The 14561-nt window shown below is 70.9% G+C and carries 15 protein-coding genes; 3 read left to right on the top strand and 12 right to left on the bottom strand.

Annotated features, from left to right (window positions below):
• Positions 1–162 precede the first annotated feature (162 nt).
• On the bottom strand, positions 163–1386 hold the full coding sequence (locus tag ACZ6TV_RS06435; RefSeq protein WP_465296014.1) for an ROK family protein: 1224 nt from the start codon (positions 1384–1386) through the stop codon (positions 163–165).
• Between the two features lie 237 nt (positions 1387–1623).
• On the opposite strand from ACZ6TV_RS06435, the gene ACZ6TV_RS06430 reads away from it, so the two are divergent.
• Complete coding sequence (locus ACZ6TV_RS06430) at positions 1624–2079, top strand: RrF2 family transcriptional regulator (RefSeq protein WP_033359691.1); 456 nt, start codon at positions 1624–1626, stop codon at positions 2077–2079.
• 99 nt (positions 2080–2178) lie between these two features.
• Positions 2179–2403: a hypothetical protein gene (locus ACZ6TV_RS06425; protein WP_465296011.1), complete on the top strand. Its 225-nt coding sequence runs from the start codon at positions 2179–2181 to the stop codon at positions 2401–2403.
• 458 nt (positions 2404–2861) lie between these two features.
• On the opposite strand, the gene ACZ6TV_RS06420 is transcribed toward ACZ6TV_RS06425, so the two are convergent.
• From ACZ6TV_RS06420 to pyk, 4 genes are all read right to left on the bottom strand, one after another.
• Complete coding sequence (locus tag ACZ6TV_RS06420) at positions 2862–3362, bottom strand: NADPH-dependent FMN reductase (RefSeq protein WP_465296009.1); 501 nt, start codon at positions 3360–3362, stop codon at positions 2862–2864.
• Positions 3363–3659: 297 nt separating this feature from the next.
• Positions 3660–4115, bottom strand: a complete 456-nt coding sequence (locus tag ACZ6TV_RS06415) for an RrF2 family transcriptional regulator (protein WP_363523565.1) — start codon at positions 4113–4115, stop codon at positions 3660–3662.
• 3 nt (positions 4116–4118) lie between these two features.
• A complete protein-coding gene (locus ACZ6TV_RS06410) occupies positions 4119–4997 on the bottom strand; it encodes an acyl-CoA thioesterase (protein ID WP_465296007.1) in 879 nt (292 codons plus the stop codon).
• A 19-nt stretch (positions 4998–5016) separates the two neighbouring features.
• Positions 5017–6447, bottom strand: coding sequence for a pyruvate kinase (gene pyk / locus ACZ6TV_RS06405; RefSeq protein ID WP_465296005.1), 1431 nt, complete (start codon positions 6445–6447; stop codon positions 5017–5019).
• Positions 6448–6548: 101 nt separating this feature from the next.
• Between pyk and ACZ6TV_RS06400 the strand changes: the two genes are divergently transcribed.
• Positions 6549–7646, top strand: a complete 1098-nt coding sequence (locus ACZ6TV_RS06400) for a low temperature requirement protein A (RefSeq protein ID WP_465296003.1) — start codon at positions 6549–6551, stop codon at positions 7644–7646.
• Here ACZ6TV_RS06400 and ACZ6TV_RS06395 read toward each other — a convergent pair.
• The 7 genes from ACZ6TV_RS06395 to ACZ6TV_RS06365 form a co-directional block, all read right to left on the bottom strand.
• Positions 7621–8781 carry a mechanosensitive ion channel family protein gene (locus ACZ6TV_RS06395; RefSeq protein ID WP_465296001.1) on the bottom strand — a complete coding sequence of 387 codons (1161 nt, stop codon included), beginning with the start codon at positions 8779–8781 and terminating at the stop codon, positions 7621–7623. The two genes, ACZ6TV_RS06400 and ACZ6TV_RS06395, sit on opposite strands and share 26 nt — an antisense overlap.
• A gap of 30 nt (positions 8782–8811) precedes the next feature.
• Positions 8812–9855, bottom strand: coding sequence for a S8 family serine peptidase (locus ACZ6TV_RS06390; RefSeq protein ID WP_465295999.1), 1044 nt, complete (start codon positions 9853–9855; stop codon positions 8812–8814).
• A 29-nt stretch (positions 9856–9884) separates the two neighbouring features.
• Positions 9885–10994, bottom strand: a complete 1110-nt coding sequence (locus tag ACZ6TV_RS06385) for a hypothetical protein (RefSeq protein WP_465295997.1) — start codon at positions 10992–10994, stop codon at positions 9885–9887.
• Complete coding sequence (locus ACZ6TV_RS06380) at positions 10994–11398, bottom strand: hypothetical protein (protein WP_465295995.1); 405 nt, start codon at positions 11396–11398, stop codon at positions 10994–10996. Before ACZ6TV_RS06380 ends, ACZ6TV_RS06385 begins: the two co-directional genes overlap by 1 nt.
• 103 nt (positions 11399–11501) lie before the next feature.
• Positions 11502–12668, bottom strand: a complete 1167-nt coding sequence (locus ACZ6TV_RS06375) for a S8 family serine peptidase (RefSeq protein ID WP_465295993.1) — start codon at positions 12666–12668, stop codon at positions 11502–11504.
• Entirely contained in the window at positions 12575–13648 is a 1074-nt protein-coding gene (locus tag ACZ6TV_RS06370; RefSeq protein WP_465295991.1) for a hypothetical protein, read from the bottom strand. Before ACZ6TV_RS06370 ends, ACZ6TV_RS06375 begins: the two co-directional genes overlap by 94 nt.
• An 81-nt stretch (positions 13649–13729) precedes the next feature.
• Positions 13730–14500, bottom strand: a complete 771-nt coding sequence (locus ACZ6TV_RS06365) for a neutral zinc metallopeptidase (protein ID WP_465295989.1) — start codon at positions 14498–14500, stop codon at positions 13730–13732.
• Between the last annotated feature and the right edge of the window lie 61 nt (positions 14501–14561).

Genomic DNA, 14561 nt, shown 5'->3' with positions numbered 1-14561 from the left:
TACCTCTTAGGCGGGGTGTTCGTTGGCGGACGGTTAGCACCCTACGCCGCTCGGCAGGGTTAGTTCAATATCAGAACTAACCCTGTTTCGCGAGGCTACGTATGCCGAAATATCCGGTTCGATGCGGACAAAGTGTTGCAGGGACAACGGCGGGACGCGGGTTCAGGCGCGGAAGACCACCCGGTAATAGGTCTCCGAGTGCTGCAGCGCCAGCAGGACCGCGCCGCGCACCTCGGCGTCCGGACCGAGCACCGACGCGCGGATCTCGACGCCGCGCAGCGCCGGCGCCAGGGCGTGCCGCGCCACCGCCGCCCGCAGCGGGTCCAGCAGCAGGTCCCCGATCGGCGCCAGGCCGCCGCCCACGACGACGACCGCCGGGTTGTACGCGTTGATCAGCCACGACGCGGCGAGGCCCAGGTGCTCGCCGACCTCGGCGATGACCGACGCGGCGAGGGCGTCGCCGGCCCGGGCCGCCGCGGTCACGTCCCGCGCGTCGAACGTGCCGAGCTCCGCCAGACTCGACGCGGCGCCCTTGTCCAGGGCCCGGCGGACCGCGCGGACGATCGCCGGGCCGGACGCGACCGTCTCCAGGCAGCCGACGTTGCCGCAGTTGCACGGCTCCTCGTTGCCGGGGACCGCGTTGTGCCCGATCTCGCCCGCCGTGCCGCCGACGCCGTGGAAGACCCTGCCGTCGGACAGGACACCGGCCGAGAGGCCCGTGCCCGCATACAGCAGCGCCAGGTCCCCGACCCGGCCGCCGGCACCCTCCAGGTTCTCGGCGACCGCGGCGGCCTGACCGGCGTTGTGCACGTAGACGGGCGCGCCGAGCTCGGCGGCGAGGATGTCGCGGACGGGCACGTCGCGCCAGCCGAGGTTGGGCGCCAGCAGGCACACCCCGGTGTGGAAGTCGGTGAGCCCCGGCAGCACCGCGCCGACGGCGGCGAGCCTGGCGGTCGGCAGCGCCGTGCTCTCGATCGCGGCCCGGGCCTCGGCGGCCACCATCCGCAACGCGTCGGCCGGCGCCACGCCCGTGCTCACCGCGGCCGGTGTACCGGCGGCCAGCGCCGTCGGGGTCGGGAACTCCCGCCGGGCGATCTCCTCCCCCGCGGCGTCACCGATCGCGACGGTGGTGCGCCGGGCCCCGATGTGGGCGCCGACCACCAGCTGGGAGCGGGCGTTGAACTCCAGCAGGATCGGCGGGCGCCCGCCGCTCACCGCGGTCGACCCCGGCCCGATCTCGCGGACCAGACCGTCGGCGATCAGCTCGTCGACGATCGCGGACACCGTCGGCTTCGCCAGGGTGGTCGACCGGGCGATGCTCGCGCGCGAGACCGGCCCACCCTCCTTGACCAGTGCCAGCACCAGCGAACGGTTGACCTCGCGCATCACGTTGTGATCGGCGCCGCGTCTGGGCTCCGCGGGCGGTTCGGATGCGCGCTCGCCCACGCGTTCGTCTGGTCGCATAATCCGACAACGCTACCCCGGCGACCGCCCGCAGGCGCGCACCCTACATTGGTACCGGACATTCCCCACCGGCTGGCTTGCGAAAGCCAGCCCCGTGGCAGGCCCTCGGCGCCCGCCACGGGCCCGGCGATACTCTGAAGCGGGAAGGCAGTCTTTGCCATGCACATCTCGGCACGCGGCGACTACGCGGTGCGCGCCTCGCTCGGCCTGGCGGCCGCCTACCCCGCGGTCGTGTCGGCCGCCGGGCTCGCCGACGAGCAGGAGATGCCCAGGAAGTTCCTCGAGGCGGTCCTCGGCGACCTGCGGCGGGCGGGCCTCGTCCGCGGCCAGCGCGGCGTCGACGGCGGCTACGTCCTGACCCGCCAGCCGTCGGAGATCATGGTCGGCGACGTCCTGCGCGCCGTCGACGGCCCCCTCGCCGAGGTCCGCGGCGTCCGGCCGGAGGAGGCGATGTATTCCGGCACCGCCGAGCACCTGCAGCAGCTGTGGGTGGCGGTCCGCGCCGCCGTCCGCAACGTCCTCGACGAGGTCAGCCTCGCCGACGTGGTCCGCGGCCGGATGCCCGCCCACGTCCGGCGGCTCACCACGCCGCCGCAGGCCTGGCAGCCTCGCTGAGCCGTCCCGGCCCGGCGGCCGGCTGAACCCGGCCCCGGCGGTCCGCTGAAAGTCCCGGAACCGGGGGTGGGCCGCGGGTTCCGGACCTACGCTCAGGTCATGTCTAAGGCGCACGACCCCTATCTGCAGGCGGCCGAGGGCTTCCTGCACGCCATCCGCGACGAGCTGGACATGGCCGACGACCTGCAGATGGACCGGACCCTGCAGATCACGCAGACCTACGCGCTGGTGAGCATCGCCCGCTCGCTCAACGTGCTGAGCGACCAGGCCGAGATCGCCGACGACTCGCCGCTCGCCATGGCCGGCAACCTCATCGGACGCTGACCCTCCGCCGGTCCACGCCTGCTCGCCACGCCTGCTCGCCACGCCTGCTCGCCACGCCTGCACGCCACGCCTGCACGCCACGCCTGCACCCGGCCCGGATCCGGCCCGCACCCGGCCCGCTCGCCACGCCTGCACCCGTGCCCGCACCTTGCCTGCTCGTCGTGCCTGCTCGTCGTGTCTGCTCGTCGTGTCTGCTCGTCGTGTCTGCTCGTCGTGTCTGCTCGTCGTGTCTGCTCGTCGTGTCTGCTCGTCGTGTCTGCTCGTCGTGCCTGCTCGTCGTGCCTGCACCGCCTCTGCCGCGCCCGCCGCGCCTGCCTGCCCGCTGCGCCCGCACGCTGCTCGCCGCGCTCGCCGCGCCCGGCCTGCCCGCTGCGTCGTGGGGCTGTGCCCTGCCGTGCCCGTCCTGGGCCCGCGCGCCGGCTCTCCCGCTTGCCCGGTGTGCCGGTGTCGGGGTGGTGTCAGGTGGTGGCGCCGGCGGTGAACTCGTCGCCGACCTGGGCCACGTATTCGGCGGCGGCGGTCCCCGCGTTCGCCAGCTCCGACTCGACGACGGCCAGGCCCGGGGTCACCGGGACCGCGCCGAGCTCGCCGAGCAGCTCGCGCAGGTGCCGCTCGGTGGCGTCGGCCTGCGGGCGGACCCCGGCGGTCACCACGGTCACCGCGGCGACGTCCTTGAGGCCTTCCGCCGGGAGCAGGTCGAGCAGGACCTTCAGGACGCCCGTGTACGTGCCCTTGTACGTCGGCGTCGCCACCACCAGCACGCTGGCCCGACGCAGCCTGCCGAGCGCGTCGGCGACCGCGCCGTCGCCGGTCTGCAGCAGCCGGGTGCCGAGGGCGGCCACGTCGATGGTGTGCGGCACCGGCTGGCCGAGCCGGTCCGCGAGCGCGGCGCCGACCTCCTCCGCCAGGTGCAGCGTCCGGGAGTGCGGACGCGGGTTCCCCGAGAGCACGACGATCATCCCGGCAGTCTATCTCCTATCGAAATGATCGGAAATAGCGAGTGATTTTGTTGACGGTCGTTCGCGGCCGGGACGGCCGCGGCCTACGGCCACCACCAGCGGCGGGAGAGGGCAGGCCGTCCACGGCCTGACCGGCGGCTGACGGGAGCAACGGACCTCGGCCACGACGAACGTGAGCAGGGCGCTTCGGCTCTTGGCTTTTGGCCTTTGCCTTTGACCTTTGGCTTTCGGGCGTTGGCTTCGGCCTTGGCTTTCGGCCTGTCTGCCGCGGTCGTGGCCCTGCTCGACGGACGTCGGTCAGACCCAGGCCCGGGGGTCGGCGACGAGGTCGCGGACGCGCTCGGGGAGCTCGCCGGTGACCACGTCCTCGATGGTGACCGTCTCGAGGATGAGACGCTCGTTGGCACGCAGGGCGATCCACACGTCCTGCAATGCGGACGCGGCGCCGTGATAGCCGAGGTCTTCGGGGCGCTGGCCGCGGACGTTGGCGAGGGGGCCGTCGATCACGCGAATGATCTCGGCGAGGCTGATCTCGGCGGCGGGCCGGGCGAGCCGGTAACCGCCCTCGGGGCCGCGCTGCGCGACGACGATGCCGCCACGGCGCAGCTGCAGCAGGATGCTCTCGAGGAACTTGGGTGGGATCTGCTGGGCGGACGCCAGGCGGTCGGCGGTCACCAGCTTGCCGTCACCGGCCGACGCCGCGAGCTCCGCCACCGCGCGGAGGGCGTAGTCGACCCGGGCTGAAAGGCGCATGCTTCATCCTCCCACGCGTCGCAACAGGCCTTCCTGCACGGCGGTCGCGATGTGGCGGCCGTCGCGGGTGAACATGCGGCCGGTGGCGAGGCCGCGGGCGTCGGAGGCCGACGGGCTGACCGAGTCGTAGAGGAACCACTCGTCGGCCCGGAACCCCCGGTGGAACCACAGGGCGTGGTCGAGGCTGGCGCCGACGAAGCCGCCGGGGCCCCAGACGGCGCCGTGCACGGCCAGCACCGAGTCCAGCAGCGTCAGGTCCGAGGCGAACGTGAGCGCGCACGCGTGCAGCAGGGGGTCGTCGGGGAGCTTGCCGTCGATGCGCATCCAGACGCGTTGCGTCGGGGAGGCGGGGCGGTCGCCGGGGCGGACCCAGCCGGGCTCGCCGACGTAGCGCACGTCGATGGGGCGCGGGATGATCGCCCAGATGCCGGCCCGCTCCGGGTAGTCCGAGAGCCGCTCCGCCATGGTCGGGACCTCTTCGGGCGGCGGCACGTCGGACGGGGCGGCCTCGTGGTGGTCCAGGCCGTCCTCGGGGACGTGGAACGACGCCGACATGAAGAAGATGACCTCGCCGTGCTGCTTGGCCACCGAGCGGCGCACCGAGAAGGAGCGCCCGTCGCGGATGTTCTCCACCGCGTAGGTGATCGGCTCCGTCGGGTCGCCGGGGCGCACGAAGTAGCCGTGCAGCGAGTGCACCTGGCGCTGCGGGTCGACGGTGCGGCCGGCGGCGACGAGCGCCTGGCCGGCGACCTGCCCGCCGAAGACGCGCTGGGGGCCGACCGGCGGGCTGATGCCCAGGAACCGGTCGTCCCCCAGCGCTTCAAGATCCAGGAGCCGGACGAGTGCGTCTACTGCCGTCTGTCCGCTTGCGAGCTCATCCACCCCTGCAATCTAGAGGCAATCACGCCCCGTGTTCGTGTGACAGTGCTCCCAGCGTGTGCACGCGCAGGGTGTTGGTCGAGCCGGGCGTCCCGGGCGGGGAGCCCGCGACGATGACGACGTCGTCGCCGGCGCTGAGCCAGGGCAGCCCGACCATCGCCATGTCGACCTGCTGGAACATCTCGTCGGTGTGCTGGACGAACGGCACGTCGAACGTCTGCACGCCCCACGAGAGGGCCAGCTGGTTGCGCACCGTCGGCTCCGGCGTGAACGCCAGCAGCGGCAGCTCGCAGTGCAGCCGGGCGAGCCGGCGGACCGTGTCACCGGTCTGCGAGAAGGCGACCAGCGCCTTGGCGCCGATGTTGCGGGCGATGTTGGACGCGGCGTTGGTGAGCGCGCCACCGCGGGTGCGGGGGTCGTGCTGCAGCCGCGGCACCGACAGCGAGCCGCCCTCGGTGGTCGCGATGATCCGCGCCATCGTGGCCACGGTGATGATCGGGTAGCGCCCGACGCTGGTCTCGCCGGAGAGCATGACGGCGTCGGCACCGTCGAGCACCGCGTTGGCGACGTCGGACGCCTCCGCGCGGGTCGGGCGGGCATTCTCGATCATGGAGTCGAGCATCTGCGTGGCGACGATGACCGGCTTCGCCGACTCGCGGCACAGCTGGACGGCCCGCTTCTGCACGAGCGGCACCTGGTCCAGCGGCATCTCGACGCCGAGGTCGCCGCGGGCGACCATGACGCCGTCGAAGGCCGCGACGATCTGCTCGAGGGCGGCGACCGCCTCGGGCTTCTCGACCTTGGCGATGACCGGGCGGTGCACCCGCTCCTCGTCCATGATCTCGTGGACGAGCTTGATGTCGTCGGGCGAACGCACGAACGACAACGCGATCCAGTCGGCGCCGAGCTGCAGCGCGAACCGGAGGTCCTCGGCGTCCTTGTCGGACAGGGCGGGGACGCTCACCGCGACGTTGGGCAGTGAGACGCCCTTGTTGTTGGAGACCATGCCGCCCTCGGTGACGAGGACGGTGATGTCGTTGCCTTCGACGCTGGTGACCTCGACGGCAACCTTGCCGTCGTCGATCAGCAGCCGGTCGCCGGCCTTCACTTCCTGCGGCAGCTTGGTGTAGGTGCACGAGACCCGGTCGGCGGTGCCGACCACGTCGTCGCTGGTGATGACCGCCGTGTCACCGGTGCGCCACTCGTGCGGTCCGTTGGCGAAGCGACCGAGCCGGATCTTGGGACCCTGGAGGTCGGCGAGAATGCCCACGGAACGGCCGGCGGCAGCGGCGGCCTCACGAACGAGAGCGAACACCGCGGCGTGGTCCTCATGGCTGCCGTGGCTGAAGTTGAGCCGCGCGACGTCCATCCCGGCGTCGACGAGGCCGCGAATTCGCTCGGGCGAAGAAACAGCTGGTCCGAGCGTACAGACGATTTTTGCGCGTCGAGTCACACACTGAGGCTAGCCCCTCCGCGCCGTGACGATTCGGCCGACCCACGGGGGAGCCATCAGTTGAGACACTGTCCACCGGGGGTTTCCCCGATAATCGGACGATGTCTCCCCGCTCTCAGTGGCGTCTGCCGATGGGCACGCGCGACACCCACGAGCCGCACCGGGTCGCGACGCCGCTCGAGCTGCTGTTCGACCTGTGTTTCGTGGTGGCGATCGCCCTCACGGCACAGTTGCTGCACCACGCGGTCGCCGAGGGTGACGTACTGCACGGGATCGTCGCCTATCTGACGGTGTTCTTCTCCGTGTGGTGGGCGTGGATGAACTTCACGTGGTTCGCGTCGGCGTACGACACCGACGACGTCGCCTACCGGCTGACGACCCTGGTGCAGATCGCCGGGGTCCTCGTGCTCGCCGCCGGGGTCCCGGACGCGTTCCACGGCCACTTCGGCACGGTCACCGTCGGGTACGTCATCATGCGCGCGGCCCTGGTCACCCAGTGGCTGCGGGCGTCGTCCGTCGCCGAGGGCCGCCGCACCGCCCGGCGGATGGCCCTCGGGGTGTCGGTGTGCATGATCGGCTGGGGGCTGATCCTGCTCACCCACGGGACGACACACCTGGTGCTCTTCTTCGTGATGGTCGCCGCGGAGCTGGCCGTGCCGATGTGGGCGGAGCGCGTCCGCCCGACGCCGTGGCACCCGCATCACATCTCGGAGCGGTACGGGCTGCTGTTCATCATCGTGCTCGGCGAGATCGTGCTGTCCACGACCGTGGCGGTGCAGGCCGGCTTCGTGCAGGACCGCCTGTGGTGGGTGGCCGCGAGCGGGCTGGTCATCGTGTTCGCGTTCTGGTGGCTGTACTTCGACCGGCCCGCCCACGAGATCCTGGTGGACAACAGGCATGCGTTCATCTGGGGGTACGGGCACTACGTGGTGTTCGCGGCCGCGGCGGCGATCGGGGCCGGCATCGCCGCCGTCGTCGAACGCCCCGATCTGTCCGGCGCGCCCGTGACGATCCCGGTCGCCGTCCTGCTGGTCGCGTTGTGGGCGCTGCACATCCGGCCACGGACGTGGCTGGAGCCGGCCGCCGCGGTCCTGGTCCTGGCCGGCACCTTCGCCGGCCCGTCACTGGTCGTGACCGCGGGGATTCTGGCGGTACTGGTGGCCGCGCGGCTGCTCAGTGCTCCCGCTCGCCACCCGTGAACGCCTCCGCGCGGGCCCGGCCGTCGACACTGTGACTGAACACCCGGGCGTCGCTGTCCGCCGTGTGGGTCTGCCCGGTCAGCGTCGCGTGCAGCGGCATCGCCGAGGTCATCTCCGCCCGTACGCGCGGCAGCGACGACGGGTGCGCGTCACGCAGCCACGTCACCATGTGCTCCCGGATGAAGCACCGCAGGTCCCACAGCTTCGGCGCGTCGGTCGCGCTCACCAGGGCCCGCAGCCGCATCGCGCTGCCCGTCGCCTCCACGACCTGCAGCACCGACACCCGCCCGTCCCACAGGTCGGTGGACTCCAGCGCACGGCGCAGCTCCTCCCGCGCCTCCGGCACCGGCAGCCACCAGTCGACGTCGAGCATGACGTCCCCGAGCAGCGCCGCCTCGGTCCGCGTCCAGTTCTGGAACGGCTTCTCCGTGAAGTACGACGTCGGCAGGATCAGCCGCCGGTCGTCCCACACGTGCACGACCACGTACGACAGCGTGATCTCCTGAATCCGCCCCCACTGCTCCTCGACGATCACGACGTCACCCAGCCGCACCGCGTCACTGAACGCCAGCTGCAACCCGGCGAACACATTGCGCAGCACACTCTGCGCCGCCAGACCGGCGACGATCCCAGCGAACCCCGCACTGGCGATCACACTCGTGCCGAGTATCCGGGCCTGCGGGAACGTCATCAGCATCACCCCGCCCGCGAGCACCGCGACCGTGGCCACCGTGACCCGCCGGATCATCACCACCTGGGTGTGCACGCGCCGCGCCTGCCGGTTGTCCGGCACGTCCGTCCTGAACCGCGCCAGCGCCGCTTCCTCCGCCACCACCAGCAACGCCGCCAACAGCCACGCCGCCGTCCCGATGATGACCAGCTGCTCCACGTGCAAAAACGTGTGCCGCCACTCGGCCTCGTCCGCGGTGTCCCGGATCACGAGGTACACCGCCGACAGCACCACCACGAACTGCGTCGGCCGGTGCGCCTTGTTCGCCAGCTCGGTCAGCAACGCCGACCGCCGCCCCGCCCGCAGCAGCACCAGATGCACCGCCTGCACCAGCAACAACGCAATCAGCGCCGCCCCGAGCGCAATGCCGAGCGGCTCCACCGTGTCGTTGAGCGTGTCTCGCATTCGGCGCTAGGTACCCGCGCTCCCTAGCCCCTAACGTGTCCTGCGTCGCACCCACCAGAGAACCGCTCCCCCAACCACACCGACCCCCACCACAACCCACCCGGCCCCCACGCCGGCCCCACCGTTCCCAGGCCCGGCACTCTGCGAAGGCCCACTTCCCGGCTGTACGGACGGCGGCAGGTCGGCGGTGAGCGCCTTGACGGGGTCGACGATGCCGAAGCCGTACTCGTCGTCCCGGCCGGGCTTGCCTTTGTCGGTCGCGGTCGCGGTGAGCCTCCGGACGACCTCTGCGGCGGGGAGCTGGGGATATTTCGCCCGCACCAACGCCACGACCCCGGCCACGATCGCCGTCGAGTTGCTGGTCCCCTCCCCCGTCACGTACTTCCCGAACGCCCCGGTGGAAACGATGTCCACCGCCGGCGCCGCCAGCACGACTTCAGGCCCTGTCGCCGAGATCGCGGCATGCTTCCCGTCCTTGTCCGTCCCCGCGACCGCCACCACCCCGGGCACCTTCGCCGGAAACCCCACCTGCTTGTTCTTCGGCGCGTTACCCACCCCCGCAACCACCACGACATCAGCTTTGACGGCGGCTTCAACAGCGGCCCTAAGCTGTGGGTATTCGCTTGTGACGGCCGCGACACAGATGACCTTCGCGCCTTGGGACACCGCCCAGGTGATGCCTTCTCCGAGGTCGATCGGCGAGCCCCCGAACTCGCTGTGAACCGTCTGCACAGGCAGGATGGTCGCCTTTGGCGCGATACCGAGCACGCCGCCGCCGTTCGGCAGCCCGCGACCCGCGATGAGACCGGCCATGGCGGTGCCATGCCCATCCGTGTCGGCCTTGCCGTTGCCGGTCGGTTGCTCGCCGAACTCCTTGCCGGATATCACGGCCCCGGTCAATTCCGCATGACGATCGTCGACACCGGTGTCGGTGACGGCGACGAGCACCCCTTGTCCCTCGCTGAGCTTGTGAGCCTGCGAGATCTGCAGCGCTGCCAAATGCCACTGCCGGTCGCGGACGACGTCAGCCATCGCCGGACTTGGCAGCATAGCGCCGATGATGAAGGCGGTCACACTGCCGACGACGGCCGGACGCACCGCTCTCAACGGTCAATCCCGAGAACGCCTGGTCCCGGTTCGTGAGGACGAATCTCGGGTGGCTCGATCACCGGAGGAACGCCTCTGGGGGCCGACCATGATTCGTCCTGGTCGGCATGCGCCATTCGCCGACGATGCGCATACTCCTCGAACGATGCGTCCCGGTGCGATCCGGCGCGACCCGCCGGATGCGCCGCCAGCGGACGAGCGGCCGTCGCGCCGCCCGGTCGAGGAGCTGCCGGAGGTCCACCGATCACACCTCGCATCGGCGCGCCATTCGCAGCGGCGCTTCCGCTGACAGGCCCAAGACCGAAGCGCGGGTCCGCACCCAGAACTCGGCCCGGACCGAAGGGTGAAACAACCCCAGCGCCACCAATTGTTCGAACACTGTCAGCAGTTCCTGGAAGAGAAGCGATCGGACTGTGGCCTGCGTCTTCAAGTCCCCCGGTGGCCAGCAGAATCGGGTCATCCCGTGTCGGCACAGGCGTCGATTCGGGCGGGTCGAACCGCGGAGCTGGGAAACGGCTGACGGCCGATCGACCAGAACCACCGCCGGCCGACCCGCCCGAGCCAGACCCGCCGCTGGAAGCTGGCAGCACGGGACCATCCGCCGCCAGGCTGATCCGCTCATAGGTGGGAAGAAGGACGTCCAGACCAGCGGCCGGCTCGGCAACCGCCGCATCCGTGGCAATGAGCACACGGCGGGCACGCTCGTCCAAGAGTTTGCGTGCGAGCTGTCCGATTCGTTGATCGGGCACCCGCTCCGTCTTCTCGTACTCCTCGACTAGCGGTGCCAGCTCACCGCGCGCCTGATGTATCGCATCGACGATCAGACCCAGATTGGTGCGGACGTCCGCGGCACCACTGGCCGTTAGGGACATGGCACGGATCATGTCGTTGAGGCGCTGGATGAAAGCGGTCGCCGCTTCGCTCTTTTGTGGGGGCCAGGCTTCGGCGAGCTGGTCCCGCAGCGTTCGCAGGCGGTCCCGCTGGGTTTCCAGAGCGGTCTGCTGGCGGCGCAACGTGGCAAGGTGCAGGTGGGCGTTCGCGGCGTCGTCGGCGGCGACCATCTCCCACAGCTGGGGCAGCCGCCAGCGACCGTACGACTCGGCCATCAGATCGACCTGCCCGTCTTCGGGTCGTGCTGGGCGGCCCACAGCGCTGTGTCGACCTTGGTCGAGGCGACGGCCAGCGCTGTCTTGAACTGCTCGCCGCTCAGCGTGTCGGCCTGCGCGTATGCGGCCGCCACCTCTTCGGCGGCCTGCACGAACACCTCGCCGTTGTGGACGAACGTGTCCATGAGGTCGAGCAGTTCGATGAGTTTCCGGTGGTACGCCGTTGCCGCCGCCTGCACGTCCGGGCTGGCCGTGCGGGTGCCGAAGGACGGTGTGTCGACGAACGTGCGGAGGATCTGCTCGTGCTCGGGTGACAGGTGCGCGGTCAGGTCGCCGCGCAGGCCGGCCCCGAACGAACGCACCGCTTCCAGATCGACCGTGAACCCCGCCGCATGATCACTCACCGCGTCCTCCCCGCCACGATGTGCAATAGACAGACGTGACGGTACCGCACCACCCGAGCCCCCTGACGCCCAGAATCGCGGCAACCGCGAAGCGTGACGAAACCTATCGTCCGCGCCGCCGGCGCCAGGCCAGCAACCCCGCACCCGCAAGCACCACTCCCCCACCGACGATCGCCCACCCGACCGACGACCGCCCCGGCGACGGCGACGACGAGGACGAGGGCCCGACCGAAGCCGGCGACGTCGGCGGTACCGAAGCCGTCAACGCCGCGACAGGATCGACGATGCCGTACCCGTATTCGTCGTCCCGGCCCGGCTTTCCCCGGTCGGTCGCGGTCACGGTCAGCCGCCGGACAACCTCGGCGGCCGGCAACCGCGGAAACTTCGCCCGCACCAACGCCACCACCCCAGCCACGATCGCCGCCGAATTGCTGGTGCCTTCGCCGGTGACGTATTTGCCGAACGCTCCCGTCGACACGATGTCGACCGCCGGTGCGGCGAGCGTGACCTGCGGTCCGGCTGCGGAGATCGGCGCGTGGTCGCCGTTCTTGTCGGTCCCGGCGACCGCCACGACACCTGGGATGGTCGCGGGGAATGCGACCTGTTTCGCGGTCGTCGTGTTGCCGGCCGACGCCACCACCACCGCATCCGCGGCAATGGCGGCCTCCACCGCTCGTCGGACCTCGGGGTATTCGCTCGTGCCCGCGGCGATGCAGATGACCTGCGCCTTCTGCGACACTGCCCACTCGATGCCCGCTGCAAGGTTCACCGGTGAGCCGCCGAACTCGCTGCGGACCGTGCGGACCGGCAGGATCTGCGCCTTCGGAGCCACGCCGAGGACGCCGGAGCCGCCGGTGAGTCCGCGGCCTGCGATCAGGCCGGCCATCGCCGTGCCGTGCCCGTCGGTGTCCGTCCTGCCGTCACCGCTCGCCTGCTCACCGAACTCTTTTCCAGGGACCACCGCGGCGGCGAGCTCGCTGCGGCTGGCATCGACGCCGGTGTCTGCGACCGCCACCAGCACGCCCTCGCCCTGGCTGACGCTCTGGGCCGCGGGGATGTCGAGCGCTGCGATGTGCCACTGCCGGTCGCGGATCTGATCGGCTTCGGCGCTGAACGACGACGCCAGCACGAGCGCAGTTGATGACGCAGCCACCATCGCGATCCGGGTGATCAACCTCAACGGTCGATCCCGAGCACGCCTGGACCCGGATCGTGCGCGGCCGGCTCTGTGGCTTCGAGCACTGGCCGCACCCCTTCCGGGACCGTCCATGTGCCGTCGCCGTCGCCCCGTGGTGGACGGCGGCTTGCCGGATGCTCGACGCCGGCGCTGGAGGGTCTCCCCATCGCCGGGGTCACTGCCGACGGGCGGTGCATCGCCGCCGCGGTGCCGTCGCCACGGCTGGCCGCTCCCCCGGTCCCCGGCGCCCCGACAGGCCGCGTCGTGACAGTCTGACCGACAGATCCGCCCTCCCGGACGAAACCACGCGTCCCGATGACCGGGTATGTGAGAGCCTCACCGCCGACTGACCGGCCGGATGCCGGCGAACCGGACGACGGCACGACGTCAGGGGCCTGCCCACCGGCGAGCGCGAGGTCGTCGGGGACCATGGCGGCGGCCGGTGGATCGAATCGCGGCGCGTGCAGGCCAGTCAGTGCGGCACCCCCGATCGGTGCGGGGTGGAGGACGTTACCGCCTCCGGTGCTGCCCGGACGCGTCTCACCGGGTGTGGCGACCGGAATCACGCCTTGCGCACTGAACCGCGTGTACACCGGCAGTGGCACGTCGAGCGGCCCCAGGGCCTTCACGACGGTGGCGTCCGCCGCGATCAGCACGTCGCGTGCTCGCTGATCCAGCAGCTTCTTGGCGTGCTGGCTGATCCGGGGGTCGGCCACCTCGGACACCTTCTCGTACTCAGCGACCAGCGCCGCCATCTTCGAACGCGACTCCTGGAGCACGTCGAGAATGTGGGCAAGATTGGTCCGGACCTCGCCCGCGCCACGAGCCGCACCGGTCATCGCGTCGATCATGTCGTTCAACTTGTCGATGAATGCTGTGGCGGCTTCGCTCTTCTGTGGGGGCCAGGCCTCGGTGAGATGGTCCCGCAGGGTGCGGAGGCGGTCGCGGTGGGTTTCCAGGGCGGTCTGCTGGCGGCGCAGGGTCGCCAGGTGCAGGTGGGCGTTCGCGGCGTCGTCGGCGGCGAGCATCTCCCACAACTGGGGCAGCCGCCACCGGTGATAGGTCTCCGTCATCGGTCCGAGCCCGGCCGTTGATCACTCATCGCGTCCTCCCCGCCACGATGGGCTATTGACAGGGGTGACGGTACCGCAGGTTCAGCCGTGGTACGAGGCAGGCATGTCGCAGGCGTCGAGGCTCTGTTCATAGCCGTCGAAGAAGGCGCCGGTGCGTTGGGCGGCGGAGCCGTGGGCGCCTTCCTGGAACCAGGGTTCGTCTTCGGGGTCGGCGACGGAGAGGAGGCCGTCGCGCAGTTCGTCCAGGTCGCCGTCCTCGAGGGTGAAGTCGCCGACCTTGATGGAGTCGCCGATGTACGCGCCGGAGAAGCAGTCCGCCTGGAGTTCCTGGTAGATGGTGAAGGCGTAGTTGATGCCCAGGCGGTTCTGGATGGCGTGGCCGTACTCGTGGCCGAGGAGGTAGAAGACGAAGGCGTCGCCGAGTTGTTCGTAGACCTTCTGGGACCAGTTGACGTCGTAGGCGATGAAGTCGCCGACGGGGCAGTAGGCGGCGTTCTCGGTCGGGATCGGCTGGGAGCCGCACATGACCTCGCCGTCGATGCGGTACGGCACGACCCGGGACACGGGACGGAAGCCGACGATCCGGGAGCTCCAGTAGCGTTCGACGATCCGCAGCGCGATGCGGACGTCGTTGGCGAACCCCGGCTCGGGTGCCGCCGGGCGGGCCGGCACGGCTGCCGCCGCGGGAACGGGAACGGAATACGCGGGCGGCGGCGAGGACGAGGACGTGGGGAACGGCGGCGCGGAAGGGATGGCGGGGGCCCAGAACGGCGGAGGGTCAGCCAGCGCGGGGGAAGGCAGCAGCACGGAGATGCCCACGAGGAGCAGCAGCACAAGCACCGGGCGTTTCATGGCCGACCGGTACCCGGGAGCGGTACCCCCGAAGAGGCCCGCTCCCGTTTAGCACCCGACA

The sequence above is a fragment of the Dactylosporangium sp. NPDC051087 genome (assembly GCF_055586325.1).
The sequence above is the reverse complement of the archived record's forward strand: the minus strand, read 5'-3'. Positions and strand labels throughout refer to the sequence as shown.